At 70.1% G+C, this 14,267-nt stretch carries 15 protein-coding genes; 9 read left to right on the top strand and 6 right to left on the bottom strand.

What is annotated here, in order from left to right; all coding sequences use genetic code 11:
* The first annotated feature begins 48 nt into the window (after positions 1-48).
* Both VHAB30_RS29420 and VHAB30_RS29415 read left to right on the top strand, forming a co-directional pair.
* Positions 49-1,284, top strand: coding sequence for a CaiB/BaiF CoA transferase family protein (locus tag VHAB30_RS29420; RefSeq protein WP_159279553.1), 1,236 nt, complete (start codon positions 49-51; stop codon positions 1,282-1,284).
* 11 nt (positions 1,285-1,295) lie between these two features.
* Positions 1,296-1,982, top strand: coding sequence for a TetR/AcrR family transcriptional regulator (locus tag VHAB30_RS29415; RefSeq protein WP_159279552.1), 687 nt, complete (start codon positions 1,296-1,298; stop codon positions 1,980-1,982).
* Between the two features lie 73 nt (positions 1,983-2,055).
* On the opposite strand, the gene VHAB30_RS29410 is transcribed toward VHAB30_RS29415, so the two are convergent.
* The 4 genes from VHAB30_RS29410 to VHAB30_RS29395 form a co-directional block, all read right to left on the bottom strand.
* Complete coding sequence (locus VHAB30_RS29410; protein WP_159279551.1) at positions 2,056-3,186, bottom strand: zinc-binding dehydrogenase; 1,131 nt, start codon at positions 3,184-3,186, stop codon at positions 2,056-2,058.
* Positions 3,187-3,275: 89 nt separating this feature from the next.
* Positions 3,276-3,815 carry a dual specificity protein phosphatase family protein gene (locus tag VHAB30_RS29405; RefSeq protein ID WP_095747102.1) on the bottom strand — a complete coding sequence of 180 codons (540 nt, stop codon included), beginning with the start codon at positions 3,813-3,815 and terminating at the stop codon, positions 3,276-3,278.
* Positions 3,812-4,312 (bottom strand): hypothetical protein, encoded by a 501-nt coding sequence (locus tag VHAB30_RS29400; RefSeq protein ID WP_159279550.1) that lies wholly within the window; start codon positions 4,310-4,312, stop codon positions 3,812-3,814. The genes VHAB30_RS29405 and VHAB30_RS29400 overlap by 4 nt, the downstream gene beginning before the upstream one ends.
* The gene (locus VHAB30_RS29395; protein WP_159279549.1) at positions 4,309-5,451 is read right to left on the bottom strand and encodes an MGDG synthase family glycosyltransferase; all 1,143 of its coding nucleotides are present in this window, start codon (positions 5,449-5,451) and stop codon (positions 4,309-4,311) included. Before VHAB30_RS29395 ends, VHAB30_RS29400 begins: the two co-directional genes overlap by 4 nt.
* 164 nt (positions 5,452-5,615) lie before the next feature.
* Here VHAB30_RS29395 and VHAB30_RS29390 point away from each other — a divergent pair, with 164 nt between their 5' ends.
* The 5 genes from VHAB30_RS29390 (at position 5,616) to VHAB30_RS29370 (ending at position 10,154) form a co-directional block, all read left to right on the top strand.
* On the top strand, positions 5,616-6,440 hold the full coding sequence (locus VHAB30_RS29390; RefSeq protein WP_159279548.1) for a pseudouridine synthase: 825 nt from the start codon (positions 5,616-5,618) through the stop codon (positions 6,438-6,440).
* A gap of 10 nt (positions 6,441-6,450) precedes the next feature.
* The gene (locus VHAB30_RS29385; RefSeq protein WP_159279547.1) at positions 6,451-7,560 is read left to right on the top strand and encodes a winged helix DNA-binding domain-containing protein; all 1,110 of its coding nucleotides are present in this window, start codon (positions 6,451-6,453) and stop codon (positions 7,558-7,560) included.
* 98 nt (positions 7,561-7,658) lie between these two features.
* On the top strand, positions 7,659-8,315 hold the full coding sequence (locus VHAB30_RS29380; protein ID WP_062480678.1) for a response regulator: 657 nt from the start codon (positions 7,659-7,661) through the stop codon (positions 8,313-8,315).
* Entirely contained in the window at positions 8,312-9,673 is a 1,362-nt protein-coding gene (locus VHAB30_RS29375; protein ID WP_159279546.1) for a sensor histidine kinase, read from the top strand. Before VHAB30_RS29380 ends, VHAB30_RS29375 begins: the two co-directional genes overlap by 4 nt.
* Before the next feature lie 142 nt (positions 9,674-9,815).
* Entirely contained in the window at positions 9,816-10,154 is a 339-nt protein-coding gene (locus VHAB30_RS29370; RefSeq protein WP_159279545.1) for a hypothetical protein, read from the top strand.
* 24 nt (positions 10,155-10,178) lie between these two features.
* On the opposite strand, the gene aqpZ is transcribed toward VHAB30_RS29370, so the two are convergent.
* Together aqpZ and VHAB30_RS29360 are read right to left on the bottom strand one after the other, a co-directional pair.
* The gene (gene aqpZ, locus VHAB30_RS29365) at positions 10,179-10,883 is read right to left on the bottom strand and encodes an aquaporin Z (protein ID WP_159279544.1); all 705 of its coding nucleotides are present in this window, start codon (positions 10,881-10,883) and stop codon (positions 10,179-10,181) included.
* A 188-nt stretch (positions 10,884-11,071) separates the two neighbouring features.
* On the bottom strand, positions 11,072-12,085 hold the full coding sequence (locus tag VHAB30_RS29360; RefSeq protein ID WP_159279543.1) for a zinc-dependent alcohol dehydrogenase family protein: 1,014 nt from the start codon (positions 12,083-12,085) through the stop codon (positions 11,072-11,074).
* 100 nt (positions 12,086-12,185) lie between these two features.
* Here VHAB30_RS29360 and VHAB30_RS29355 point away from each other — a divergent pair, with 100 nt between their 5' ends.
* Together VHAB30_RS29355 and VHAB30_RS29350 are read left to right on the top strand one after the other, a co-directional pair.
* Positions 12,186-13,094, top strand: coding sequence for a LysR substrate-binding domain-containing protein (locus VHAB30_RS29355; RefSeq protein ID WP_159279542.1), 909 nt, complete (start codon positions 12,186-12,188; stop codon positions 13,092-13,094).
* Positions 13,095-13,161: 67 nt separating this feature from the next.
* Entirely contained in the window at positions 13,162-14,211 is a 1,050-nt protein-coding gene (locus tag VHAB30_RS29350; protein WP_235926965.1) for an ABC transporter substrate-binding protein, read from the top strand.
* Positions 14,212-14,267 lie beyond the last annotated feature (56 nt).

The raw sequence follows: 14,267 nt of genomic DNA, 5'->3' as shown, positions 1-14,267 counted from the left end.
ACAAGCAAGTTGATAAGATGACCTTCACCACATCAGCAGAGAACCTTCATGGAAAAACGGCCCCCCACGACACCAGCGGCGAGCGGACCGCTCAAGGGCGTTCGCGTGCTCGACCTGACCTCGGTCGTGCTCGGACCCGTTGCCACGCAGATCCTGGGCGACTATGGCGCCGACGTCATCAAGGTCGAGCCGATCGAAGGCGATCTGATGCGCGCCAACGGTGTGTCGCGCCACGCCGGCATGAGTTCGATCTTCCTGGCCATCAATCGCAACAAGCGCTCCCTGGCGGTCGACCTCAAGAGCGCCGAAGGCCGGCAGATCCTGCTCGAACTCGCGGCGGACGCCGATGTCTTCGTGCACAACATGCGTGTTCCCGCCATTGAACGCCTGGGCCTGGGCTACGACGCGCTGCGTGCGGTACGCCCGGACATCGTCTACTGCGCGGCCACCGGCTTCGGCCAGGACGGCCCGGACCGTGCCAAGCCGGCGTTCGACGACATCATTCAGGCCGCCAGCGGTGTCGCGGGGCTGATGTGGCAGTCCACGGGAACGGCCGACTACGTGCCCACGCTGATGGCCGACAAGACCACCGGCATCGTGGTCGTCAATGCGGTGCTTGCGGCGCTGTTCCATCGCGAGCGCACCGGAAACGGCCAGTACGTCGAAGTGCCCATGCTCGAGACGATGGTCGAGTTCACCATGGTGGAGCACATGGGCGGGCTCGCCTTCGATCCGCCGACCGCCCCCGCGGGCTATGGGCGCGTGGTGAGCGGCGGGCGCAAGCCGGCGCCGACGTCGGACGGCTACATCGCCATGCTGCCGTACAGCCCGTCGCAGTGGCTCGCGCTGTTCCGCCGCGTGGGACGGGAAGACCTGGCGGGTGCCTACGACCTGTCGGACCGGCACAAGCTCAACGCGAGCGTCCGCGAGCTCTATCGCGAGCTCCACAGCCTGACACCGACGCGCAGCACCGCCCAGTGGGTCGCGATCTGCGAAGAGCTCGACATTCCCGCCACGCAGATCTGGCGCATCGACGACCTGCCCGAGCACCCGCACCTGAAAGCGGTCGGCATGTTTCAGCCGATGGACCATCCCTCGGAAGGCGCCCTGCAGACCACGCGGCCGGCCACGCTGTTCGGCGCCACGCCGGCGCAGATCCGCAGCGGTGCGCCGCTGCTCGGGCAGCACTCGAACGAGATCCTCGGGGAACTGGGCTATGCCGGCGACCGGATCGACCGGCTGCTCAGCGCCGGCGTGGTCAAGGATGCCGCATCGCGTCGTTAGACTTCGGGCCCATGAGGACCGCCGCCAAATCGCCGAACACCACGCTCCCTCGCCGAACGCAGATGGAGCGCCGCGCAGCTGCTGAAGCACGCCTGCTGGAAGCGGCCCGCGAGATCGTGTCGCGCAAGGGGTGGGTCGGGATGACGCTGGCCGAAGTGGGCGAGGCGGCCGGCTACAGCCGGGGCCTGGCGGCGCATCATTTCGGAAGCAAGCCTGCGCTGCTGCGTGCGCTGGCTGCCTACATCAACCAGAACTTCATGCACGAGCTCGAGCGCAGCCCACCGGCCGACGAGGGCATGGCATCGTTGCTTTCCTTCGTGGACGTGTACCTGGGACGCGCCGATGGCGGATGGACCAACACCCGCGCCTTGCTGGTGCTGATGGCCGAGGCCACCACCGACGATTCCGAAACCGGCGAAAGCCTGGGGCGCTACAACCAGAGCGTGATCGACTTCCTGGCGTTGCACTTCCGGGCCGCCATCGCTGCAGGCGAAATGCGAAAGGGCGTCGATCCCGCCACAGCTGCCGTCATCGTGCTGGGGGCGCTGCGTGGAGTGATGCTGCAGGCGCTGCTGAAAGAATCGACGGTCGACTTGCGCGCGGTGCAAAAAGAGCTGTCGACGATGATTGTTCAAAGCTTCGCGCAAGACCCCGACGCATGGCAGGGGGCCCGCAGCCGCAATTCGCGGCCGAGGTGAGGGGCCACGCCGGCTGAGTCGAGTCGAACGCCGGGTTGCGGGCCGGGCCGCTGGCCTTGCGCCAGGGCAGGTGTCAGCCCGCCAGCCCCTTGTTCGGATTCAGCAGGAATTTCTCCCCCGTCGCCTGCTTCCCATACACCCCGATCGCATCCAGCTGCAGCGCCTCGACCAGCGACACCTCCCGCGTGTAGTGGCTCGCAAACGTCGTCTTCAACTCCGCGATCACGCGCGAACGCAGCCGCTGCGTGCCTTCATCGCCCAGCTTCTGCAGGAACGGGAACAGCAGCCAGCCGCCCATGCCCCAGGCCATGCCGAAGTTGCGCACGAACTCGGTCGGGCTGCGGTCCAGGCCGCCGTAGATGTAGACCTGCTTGTGCGTGGTCGAGCCGTAGCGGCTGTATTCCTTGGCGGTGCGGTTCAGCGCCGCTTCCATGCAGCCGAGGATCTGGCCGGCCAGCTTGCCGCCGCCGGTGGCGTCGAAGGCCAGCGTGGCGCCGGTGGCGACCAGGGCGTCGGTCAGTTGTTCGAGGAAGTCGGGCGAGCTGGCGTTGCACACGTACTTCGCGCCGATGCCGCGCAGCAGCGCTTCCTGCTCGGGCTTGCGCACGATGTTGACGAGGTCGATGCCGTCCTTCTGGCAGATCTTGTTGAGCATCTGGCCCAGGTTGGACGCGGCCGCCGTGTGCACCAGCGCCTTGTGGCCTTCGCGCTTCATGGTCTCGACCATGCCCAGCGAGGTCAGCGGGTTCACGAAGCACGACGCGCCCTCGGCCGGCGTGGTGCCCGCCGGCAGCTCGAGGCACATCGCCACGGGCACCGCGCGGTACTGCGAGTACATCGCGCCGCCGATGGCCGCCACGGTCTTGCCCAGCAGCGCCTGTGCAGCCGGCGACGAACCGGCCTTGACCACCACGCCCGCGCCTTCGTTGCCCACCGGCATCGACTGGTCGAGCCGCGCCGCCATCGAGGCGCGCGCGCGTTCGGGCACCGTGGCCGTGACGACGGGGCGGTCGGCGGTGCCGGAGGCCACGGCCGTGCTCATGTCGGCGGCGCCGAAGAGCAGGCCCAGGTCCGACGGGTTCATCGGCGAGGCCTCGACGCGGATCACCACCTCGTGGGCCTGCGGTTCGGGCATCGGGTCGTCGTGCAGGGAGAGTTCGAGTTCGCCGTTGGAACGGACGAGGGAGCGCAGTTGGAGTGCCATGGGAAAGCCCCTGTGAAAGGTCGTTCAGAGATGGCCATCGGCCACGGGGCGGCCAGTATAGGAGCGGGTGCGCGCGCCTGCTGGCGCCTTCAAGACACCATGGGGATCACCGGGGCATGGGCCAGCGCATGGCGCATCCGCAGCGGATCGAGCCGCTCGATGTAGCGCGGGATGTTGCGCCACAGCGTGTGGTACCCATAGCCGCCGCGCAGCATCTCCTGGCGCGCGCTGTCCTTGTCCCAGTCCTGCACGGCCATGCGGTAGACGGCCGCCACCACGCCCGTGCGGTCGGCGCCGTGCATGCAGTGGATGAGCACCGGCCCCTGCTTTTCGGCCTCGCGCATGGCGACCAGCGCGCGCAGCACCTTGGCATCGTCGATCGACCAGGTGTTGATCGGCACGCGCACCAGCCGGATGCCGCTGCCCGCAAACACCTTCCGGTCGTCGTTGAAGGAACGCAGGCTCACGACGGTGCGGATGCCCAGCGACTGCAGCGCCGCCACGTTGGCGCGGCGCGGCTGCGCGCTGCGGTACAGCGTGGGCGTGATGCGGTGCAGGTTCTCGACCTGCAGGGCGTCGAGCGGATCGGCCCAGTGGTCGGGGCGCAGGTCGGCGGTGTCTTGCTTCATCGTGCGCGGCGCGGCCAGTGGCGACGCACCAGGATCAGCAGCGCCACCGCGAGCCCGCCCCAGTAGTCGACCGGCGCGCCCCACAGCCAGTGCTTGTGCCAGAAGGCCTTCACGGGATTGAAGTTCTCGAAGCCGAAGGCCGGGTTGATGAGAAACCACAGGAAGTCTTCGCAGACCCAGAACACGATCAGCCCCGCGAGCGCCAGCCCCCAGTCGCGCAGCGTCCAGCGTCCCTGGAAGGCCAGCGGCGAGAAGAACACGAGCATCATGAAGGTGAACACCCAGGCGTGGTACCCCGTCATCGCGCGCCCGCCCCAGAACAGGTCGAGCCAGATGTTGTTCTCGATGCGCCAGGTGGGCAGCGAGGTGGCCCAGCCGGCGCCGCCTTCGATCTGGATCTCGGCGTTGGCGAAGAAGAACGCCATCGTCACGACCCACGCGAGGTAGACCAGCGTGCGGCCGATGCCGGGCCGCGGCTCTGCGACGGCGGTGCTCATTCGGTGAGGCCGAGCACGCGCTGCAGCACCGCACGCGCGGCCTGCGACTTGCCCAGGGCGCGGCTGCGCGCGGCCATGGCCGCGAGCTTGGCGGGGTCGGCCATGAGGCGCGCCACCTTGTAGTCCAGGCCGATGGCGTCGTAGGCCAGCCAGGCGGCGCTTTCTTCCATGAGGAAGCCGGCGTTGTGTTCTTCCTGTCCCGGAATCGGCGAGATCAGCAGCATCGGCTTGCCCAGCGCCAGGCACTCCGACACCGTGAGGCCGCCAGGCTTGGTCACGACCAGATCGGCCGCGGCCATCATCTTGTGCATCTCGTTCGTGAAGCCGACGGCCACCACGCGGCCCGGATGGCGCTGCGACAGCGCCTCGAGACGTGCATGGGCCTCGGCGTTACGGCCGGCCACGGCGATCACCTGGAACGGCGTATCGCCGCCGAGCGCCAGCACGCGCTCGACCATGCTGGGCAGATCGCCCACACCGGCGCCGCCCGAGGCCATCAGCAGCACCGGCCGTGCGGGGTCCAGGCCCAGCGCGCTCGCGCAGGCCGCGTGCGCGAGTTCGGGCGCATCGGGCTCCGAAAAGGCCGGCATCACCGGAATGCCCGTGACATGCACGCGCTCGGACGGAATGCCGCGCGCGCGCAGCCGGAAGGCGACTTCTTCCGTCGCCGCGAGGTAGCCCGTCATGCCCGGCACCAGCCACATGTTGTGCAGGTCGTAGTCGGTGATCTGCAGCCACACGGGGCACTCGATGCGGCCCCGGTTGCGCTCGCGCATCAGCAGCTCGGCCGGCAGGAAGTGGGTGCAGATCACGGCGTCGGGCTTGGCGCGGCGGATCTCGCGCACCAGCGCGCCGGTGCTCAGGCGCTCGATGCCGCGGCGCAGCCGCTGCGAGGGCGCGTGGTGCGGTGTGACGTCGGTGCGCTGGTGCAGGTACGACCACAGCTCGGGCGCGCGGTTCACCAGCTGCAGGTACCAGTCGGTGTACACCTTGCGAAAGCCCGCCGGCACATGGGCCATGGCGTCGACATGCACCGCGGTATGCGGCGCGAACGACTGGGCGAGGGTGGCTTCAAGCGCCTGGGCGGCGCGCACATGGCCGTTGCCGGCGCTCACACTGAGGATCAGGAGGTGGGTCATGCAGTAGGGGTGCCGGCGGCGTGCCGATTGGCGCGCATTATCGCCACGCATTGCGACACATCGGCCCCGGGCATGGCGCGGCGCCCGCCATCGGCGAAAATGTCACGGGACGCCCCGTCCCGCGGGCTGTGCATCGCCACCCGCCAGCCGCAACCATTGCTCCCATGACCGACACCGCTCCCGCCCCGATCCGCCTCAACAAACGCATGGCCGAACTCGGCCTGTGCTCGCGCCGCGAGGCGGACGACTGGATCGCGCAGGGCTGGGTGCGCGTCAACGGCAAGCCCGCCGAGATGGGTGTGAAGGTCACGCCCAATGACCGCATCGAGGTCGACAAGGCCGCCAGGGGACAGCAGGCGAACCAGGTCACCATCCTCATCAACAAGCCCATCGGCTACGTGAGCGGGCAGGCCGAAGACGGCCACGAGCCGGCGGTCATGCTGTTCACGCCGCAGAACCGCTGGGTGGAAGACAACGCGCGTTTCTTCTTCGGCCCGCAGCAGCTGCGCGGCCTGGCGCCGTGCGGGCGGCTGGACATCGATTCCACCGGCCTGCTCGTGATGACGCAGGACGGCCGCATCGCGCGCCAGCTCATCGGCGAAGACTCGACGATGGACAAGGAATACCTGGTGCGCGTGGCCTACCACGGCCTGGACCAGCCCGCGCCCACCGGCCAGCTGGTGCGCCTGGACGACGACGACCCGGTCACCACCAACGTGCAGGCGGTGTTTCCGCCCGCCATGCTGGCCCGGCTGCGGCACGGCCTGAGCCTGGACGGCCAGGCGCTCAAGCCGGCGCGCGTGGAGTGGCAGAACCCCGAGCAGCTGCGCTTCGTGCTCACCGAAGGCAAGAAGCGCCAGATCCGCCGCATGTGCGAGCTGGTCGGCCTCAAGGTGGTGGGCCTGAAGCGTGTGCGCATCGGCAAGGTGATGCTCGGCAACCTGCCGGTGGGCCAGTGGCGCTACCTGGCGCCGCACGAGAAATTCTGACGACCTGCCCATGGCCGCGGTGCTGAGCCGTCGCGCGCTGAACCGGGCCACGCTCGCGCGGCAGATGCTGCTGGCGCGGCGCAAGGCGAGCGTCGTGCAGGCCATCGAGAAGCTGGCCGGGCTGCAGGCGCAGGCCCCCAACCCGCCCTACATCGGCCTGTGGAGCCGGCTCGAAGGCTTTCATCGCGCGCAGCTGACCGACGCGCTGAGGAACCGCCGCATCGTGCGCATGTCGACGCTGCGCGCCACCCTGCACCTGATGACCGCTGCGGACGCGTGGGCCTGGCGGCCGTTGCTCGAACCCGTGCACCAGCGCGGCCTGTCGGGCCTGCATGCGCGGGCCCTCGAAGGCGTCGACCGCGCGGCCGTGGTGAAGGCGGGCCGTGCACTGCTCGGCGACGGGCCGCTCACCGGCACCGCCCTCGGCCAGGCGCTCGCGGCGCGCTGGAAAGACCACGCGCCGGCCTCGCTCGCCGCGCTCATCCGCAACAACGTGCCGCTGGTCCACCTGCCGCCCGCGGGCAGCTGGAACTCGCACCAGAACGCGCTGCTGCAGCCGCTCGGCGAATGGCTCGGTGAGCCCGCCACCCGCATCGCCACCGCCACGCAAGACGATCTGCTGCTGCGCTACCTCGCCGCCTTCGGCCCCGCGACGCTGGCCGATGCCGGCGCGTGGTCGGGCCTCACCGGCTGGAAGGCCGTGGCCGATCGATTGAGGCCGCAGCTGCGCGTGTTCACCGGCGACGAGGGCCAGGAGCTTTTCGACCTGCCGCGCGCGCCGCGCCCCGACCCCGACACCCCCGCGCCGCCGCGCCTGGTCGCCGAATGGGACAACCTGCTGCTCTCGCACGCCGACCGCCGCCGCGTGCTCGACGAGGCGCACCGCGCCCGCGTCTTCACCATCAACGGCATCGTGCGCGGCACGGTGCTGCTCGACGGCTTTGTGGCGGGCACCTGGAAGATCGAGCGCGCGGCGCAGGCGGCCACCGTGGTGCTGGAACCCTTCACGCGCTGGTCCGTGGCCGACCGGCGCGGCGTGGAGGAAGAAGCGCTGCGCCTGCTGGCCTTCGCCGCGGACTACGACGCCGAGCGGCACGCCGTCCGCGTCCTGCGGCCCTAAGCCCCGCCTAAGTCTTCGCGCCTACGCTGCGCCGAGGCGCAGGGCCCCTGACGATCATCCCGGTCGCGTGCTACCTTGCGCGCAAAGGAGTCGCCGCGATGCGCGTGCTGCTGGTGGAAGACGACGAAATGATCGGGCGCAGCCTGAAGCAGGCGCTCGAGGGCGCGGGCTGGTCGGCCGACTGGGTGCGCGACGGCGAGCTGGCGCACAGCGCGCTCGGCGACGGCGGCTACACCTGCGTGCTGCTCGACCTGGGCCTGCCCCGCCAGGACGGCACCGAGGTGCTGCGCCGCGCGCGCGAACGCGGCGACGCCACGCCCGTGCTGGTGCTCACCGCGCGCGACGGCCTGGACGACCGCATCCACAGCCTCGACCTGGGCGCCGACGACTACCTGCTCAAGCCCTTCGAGTTCCGCGAGCTGCTCGCGCGCATGCGCGCCGTGGTGCGCCGCCGCGACGGTGCCGCGCATTCGCTGATCGGCACCGCCGCGCTGCAGCTGGACCTCACGACGCGGGAGGTGGCGGTCAACGGCGTGCGCGAGGCGCTCACCGCGCGCGAGTTCGCATTGCTGCATGCGCTGCTGGAGCGGCCCGGCGCCATCCTCTCGCGCGAGCAGCTCGAGAACCGCATCTACGGCTGGGGCGACGAAGTGACCAGCAACGCCATCGACGTGCTGATCCACGGCATGCGCCGCAAGCTCGGCGCCGACGCGATCCGCAACGTGCGCGGGCTGGGCTGGCGAGTGGCGGCATGACCGATGCGGCCCGCCGCTGGTGGCGCCCGCGTTCGCTGCGCACCCAGCTGTTGCTGTGGCTGGTCACGCTCCATGTGGTGGCGGCGGTGCTCACGGCGTGGTTCTCTTTTCTGGCCTACGGCAATCTCGTGCACAACGCGCTGGACGACCAGATGCGGCTGGTGGCCGAGTCGTACGCGGGCAACGACCCGCCCAAGACCCCGCGCGCGATGGACGGCGAGGCAGCCTTCTCGCGCGGTGCCTTCGTGGTGCAGATCTGGAGCGCCGACGGCGCTGCCTTGCGCGCGAGCTCGTGGCCCGCGCTGTCGGTGCCGCTGCAGCCCGGCAGCGGCTTCAGTGACGTGCGCGCCGAGGGGCCCGCGCATTCGCGCTGGCGCGTGTTCACGGCCGAGCCCGCGCTGCACGCCGACGCGCCACGCGTGCAGGTGCTGCAGAACGAGGACTACCGCCATCGCCGCGCGCTGCGCCGCGCCCTGCTCGAAGGCCTGCCGATCGCGCTGCTGCTGCCGGCGGCGCTGCTGGTGCTGTGGCTCATCGTGTCGGCAGCCTCGCGCTCGCTGCGCGGCGTGGCGCGCGACGTGGCCTCGCAGGACGAGCGCCGCCCCACCGAGCTGTCGCTGGCGCGCGTGCCCGACGAGATCACGCCGCTGGTGGGCGCCTTCAACCATCTGCTGTCGCGCGTGCGCAGCGCCTTCGCCACGCAGCGGCGCTTCGTGCAGGACGCGGCGCACGAGCTGCGCACGCCGATGGCCGCCATCGGCCTGCAGATCGAGAACCTGCGCGCGCACGTGCCGGCCGGCGAAGCCACCGAGCGCTTCAACCAGCTGGAGGCCGGCGTGACGCGCGCGCAGCACCTGATCGAGCAGCTGCTGCAGCTGTCGCGGCAGGACGCGCCGCCCTCGGATGCGCCGGGCGAGCGGGTCGACATCGAGGCGCTGCTGCGCGAAAGCCTGGGCCAGCGCATGGTGCTGGCCGACGCGCGGCGCATCGACGTGGGCTTCGAAGGTTTGACCGGTGCGGTGGTGACCGCGCCTGCGATCGAGCTGCGCAGCGTGTTCGACAACCTCATCGACAACGCACTGCGCTACGCGCCCGAAGGCGGCGTGGTCGATGTGCGGTTGCATCGGGTCGACGGGCAGGCGGTGGTCGACGTGCTCGACAACGGGCCGGGCATTCCGCCGGCCGAACTGGAGCGCGTGTTCGACCGCTTCTTCCGCGTGCCCGGCGCGGCGGCGGGCGGCAGCGGTCTGGGTCTGGCGATCGCGCGCACGGCGGCCGAGCGGCATGGCCTGCGCATCGAGCTGCGCAACAGGGACGACGGGCCGGGGCTGAGGGCGCGGGTGCTGCTGCCGACGTAGTCATCGCGTGGTGCTCACTCCGGGCTCATTCTTCGCTCACGCTGGCCTCAGTCAGGCTGCCTAGAGTGGCTGCAGGTCCTGCTGCGCGCGGTCCGCGCGACGGCACCGGACCGGAGACAACCTGCCCTCAGGAGAACACACCATGCGCACTTCGTTCCAGCTTCTTGCCGTTGCTTCCTTCGCCGCGTTCGCGGCCCTGGGCACGGTCAATGCCTCCGCCGAAACCACCGACGGTTCGGACTTCCATCCGCTGCAGTTGAATTCGCCGGAGAACCCGGACGTGCAGGCCGGCGCGATGGCGGCGGCACGTCCGACCGGCACGGAGCCCATCGGGCAGTCGACGTCGGCGCCGGCAGTCAATGCGATGACCCCGGTGTCCGACATCCAGGCCGGCGCCTATGCGGCCTCGCATCCGACGGGCACCGAGCCCATCGGGCAATCGACTTCACTGCCGATGGTGAAGTCGGGCAGCGGAAGCTGATTCCGCTGCCGAGGACCTACCAGCTCAGTCGTCGTTGCTGCTGAGCAGTGCGCGGTAGATCACCGCGCCGATGATCGCGCCCACGATCGGGGCGACCCAGAACAGCCACAGCTCCGACACCGCATACGACGGGCCGAACAGGGCCGGGCCGGTGCTGCGCGCCGGGTTCACCGAGGTGTTGGTCACGGGGATCGACACCAGGTGGATCAGCGTCAGGCACAGGCCGATGGCCATGCCCGCGAAGCCTGCGGCCGCGCGCTTGGCGGTGGCACCCAGGATCACGATCAGGAACACGGCGGTCATCACCACTTCGCTGATGAGCGCGGCCGTCATGCTGTACTTGCCGGGCGAATGCTCGCCGTAGCCGTTGGTGGCAAAGCCGCCGATGTCCGCGCCCGGCTTGCCGGTGGCGATCAGGTACAGCACGCCGGCCGCCGCGATGGCGCCCAGCACCTGCGACACGATGTAGCCCGGCAGCTGCCCGGCCTTGAAGCGGCCCGCGGCGGCGAGGCCGATCGACACGGCCGGGTTGAAGTGGCCGCCCGAGATCGGACCGAGCGCATAGGCGCCCGTGACCACGGTCAAACCGAAGGCCAGCGAGACGCCGAGCAGGCCGATGCCGACGCCCGGAAAGGCCGCGGCCAGAACTGCGCTTCCGCAGCCTCCGAGCGTGAGCCAGAAAGTACCAATGAATTCTGCAGACCACTTTTTGTAGGTACTGTGTTCCATAACGCTCCATCCTGAAGTTGAGAAAGCACGCACGGCGGGAGCCGAACGCGGGCCGCATTCTAGGAACGGGAAATGGAGGCGTCGAGCAAACCGGCGCGCTTAGCGGCAACTGTTCACGAATGCTGTGGATTTGTGCAGTGCGTCATTTGCAAATGGTCGGGCGAGGGCGGGGCCGCGTCACATCGCCGTCATGCCATCGTCACGACGACCTTGCCGAACGCGCCGCGTTCCAGGTGGTCGAGCGCGGCGGGCAGTGCGTCGAAGCCGTAGCGCGCGGCGATCACCGGCTTGAGCGCGTTCGCATCGACCGCGCGCACCAGCTCTTCGAGCGCACGCCGGTGGCCGACGCCGATGCCTTGCACCGTCACGCGGCCGAGCACCATCGCGTAGAACGACGCGCTCAGCGTGTCGCCGCCGAGCATGCCGATGATCGACACGCGCCCGCCCTGCTTCACGGCCTGCAGCGAGCGGTCGAGGTCGGGGCCGCTGGAGAGTTCGAGCACGTGGTCGGCGCCGCGCCCGTGCGTGAGACGGCGCACTTCGGCGGGCCAGTCGCTGTCGCGCGCGAGCACGTGCGTGGCGCCGAGCGCGCGCGCCGCGGCCTGCTTGTCGGCGCTGCCCGTCACCACGATGGCCTGCGCGCCGTGCAGCCGCGCGAGCTGCAGGCCGAACAGCGCGACACCGCCGGTGCCGTGGACCAGCACCGTCTCGCCCGCGCGCAGGGCGCCGGTTTCCACCAGCGCGAACCACGCCGTGAGGCCGGCGCAGGGCAACGTGCTGGCTTCCTCGAGGCTCAGCGTGGCGGGCGCGGCCACGGCCCAGTTCGCATCGATGCACACGTGCGAGGCCAGCATGCCCGGCCCGGGGCCGCCGAGCAGCGTGGTGTCGGCGTGCCAGTGGCTGTCGATCCAGCCGCCCCAGAAGGTGTTGATCACGCGGTCGCCCACGGCGAAGCGGCGCACGCCCGGGCCCACGGCCACCACGGTGCCCGCCATGTCCGAGCCGGGCGTGAAGGGCAACTCGAGCGCCATGCCCATGCCGTCGCGCACCATGAGCAGGTCGCGGTAGTTGAGCGCCACCGCGCCCACGCGCACGAGGATCTGGCCTGCGCCCGGCGAGGGCATCGGCGCTTCGGCCTGTGCGAGGTGGGCGCGGCCCAGTCGGGGAAGCTGCCAGCGGCGCAGCACGTCGGGTTCTTGCATCGGAAAGGCTCCATCGGAAAAGATCGGCCTCGATGCTATTGACGATGAAAACGATCCGGTGGTGGATAATTTTCCGAAGAATGGTGCTTGAAAGTATCCAATGAGCCAACGCCTGCAAGGCATCGAGGAGTTCGTCGCGGCGGTGGAGGCGGGCAGCTTCGCGCTCGCCGCGCAGCGCCTGCACGTCACCCGTTCGGCCGTCGCCAAGAGCATCGCGCGGCTTGAGGCGCGGCTGGACACGCGCCTGTTCTTGCGCACCACGCGCAGCCAGAGCCTCACCGAGGAAGGGCACGGCTACTACGAGCGCTGCCGCCGCGCGCTGGCCGAGCTGGAGGCGGCCGAGGCGCTCACCGACGCCGCGCGCCACACGGCCACCGGCCTCGTGCGCCTGAGCATGCCGGCGATGCTCGGGCGGCTCAAGGTCGGGCCGCTGCTGCTGGCATTGGCGCGCCAGCATCCGCAGCTGTCGCTGGAGCTGGCCTTCAACGACCGGCGTGTCGACCTCGTGGAAGAAGGGCTCGACCTGGCCATCCGCAGCGGCGAGCTCGACGACAGCGCCGGCCTCGTGGCGCGGCCCGTCGGCGTGCAGTGGATGCTGCTGTGCGCCGCGCCTGCGTACCTGGCCGAACGAGGCCATCCGCGCGACCTGCGCGCACTGGTCGCGCCGCACGAGGCCGTGTACTACGCCCGCGACGGGCAGGTCTCGCCCTGGCGCTTTCGCGAGGGCGACGCGGAGGTGGAGGCCGCGCTGCCGTCGCGGCTGCGCTGCGACAGCGCCGAGGTGCTGCTGGAAGCCGCCATCGGCGGCATGGGCCTGGCGCGGTTGCCGGCCTGGCTGGCGGCCGACGCGCTCGCTGCCGGCACGCTGGTGCGCGTGTTCGACGAGCCCGAGCCTTTCGGTTTTCCGCTGCACGTGATCCGCACGCCGAGCCGCTACCTGCCGCTGAAGACGCGCGTGGTGATCGACTGGCTGGTGGCGCATCTGCCGCCGTTGCTGGCGGCGCGCTGACCTCAAGCACCCAAGCCGGCGCTATCCTGCGCCTTCATACAACGTCGAACAACGAGGAGACCCGCCCATGCCTTCATACGCCCCCCGGCACACCGTGCGTGCCCTGGCCACCGCCTGCCTGGGCACGACTCTCCTGCTCGGGGCGTCGCAGGCCGCCGCGCAGGGCACCGTCAACGCGCTGTGCAGCACCGACGCGGGCTGGTGCGAAGCGGCCGCCACGGCCTTCACGCGCGAGACCGGCATCAAGGTGCAGCAGGCCCACAAGGGCACCGGCGAAATCGGTGCGCAGCTGCGCGCCGAAGCCGCCAACCCCAAGACCGACCTCTGGTGGGGCGGCACTGGCGACCCGTTCCTGCAGGCCGCTGAGCAGGGCCTGCTCGAGCCCTACCGGCCGGCCTACATCAACGACCTGCACGACTGGTCGGTGCGCCAGTACGCCATGTCGCAGAACATGGTGGGCGGCTTCTACACGAGCGCCATGGGCTTCGGCTTCAACACCGAACTGCTGAAGAAAAAGAAGCTCGCCGAACCGAAGTGCTGGGCCGACCTCATCAAGCCCGAGTACAAGGGCGAGATCGAAATCTCGCACCCCGCCACCAGCGGCACGGCCTACACCGTCATCGCGGGCCTGGTGCAGCAGATGGGCGAGGAGCCCGCGTTCGACTACCTGAAGAAGCTGCACAGGAACGTCACCAGCTACACGCGCAGCGGCCAGGCCCAGGCGCCCAACGTGGCCAAGGGCGAGGTGGCGATCGGCGTGAGCTTCATCTTCGGCTTCGAGCGCTGGCGCCACGACAAATTTCCGGTGAAGACCGCCGCGCCCTGCGAAGGCACGGGCTTCGAGATCGGCGGCATCGCGCTCGTGAAGGGCGCGCGCAACAAGGAGAACGCCAAGCGCTACTACGACTGGCTCATGAGCCCCGCGGGCCAGTCCATCGGCGCCAAGGCCGGCAGCCTGCAGTCGCCGGCCAACAAGACCTTCAAGCCCGATCCGCGCATTCCGTCGATGGAGAGCGTGAAGCTCATCAAGTACGACTTCGAGAAGTACGGCAAGGCGGCCGAGCGCAAGCGGCTCATCGACCGCTGGACGCGCGAGGTGGAATCCCAACCGCGCTGAAAGCGCGGCGCCGAGCCGACACCCGTGTGACAAAGTTCGCGCGGCCTTGCGCTCGT

Origin of the sequence: Variovorax boronicumulans (genome assembly GCF_009811375.1) — a bacterium.
In the GTDB taxonomy this organism is placed as follows: domain Bacteria; phylum Pseudomonadota; class Gammaproteobacteria; order Burkholderiales; family Burkholderiaceae_C; genus Variovorax; species Variovorax boronicumulans.
Note: the sequence above shows the minus strand (reverse complement) of the source record. Positions and strands in the feature narration are given on the sequence as shown.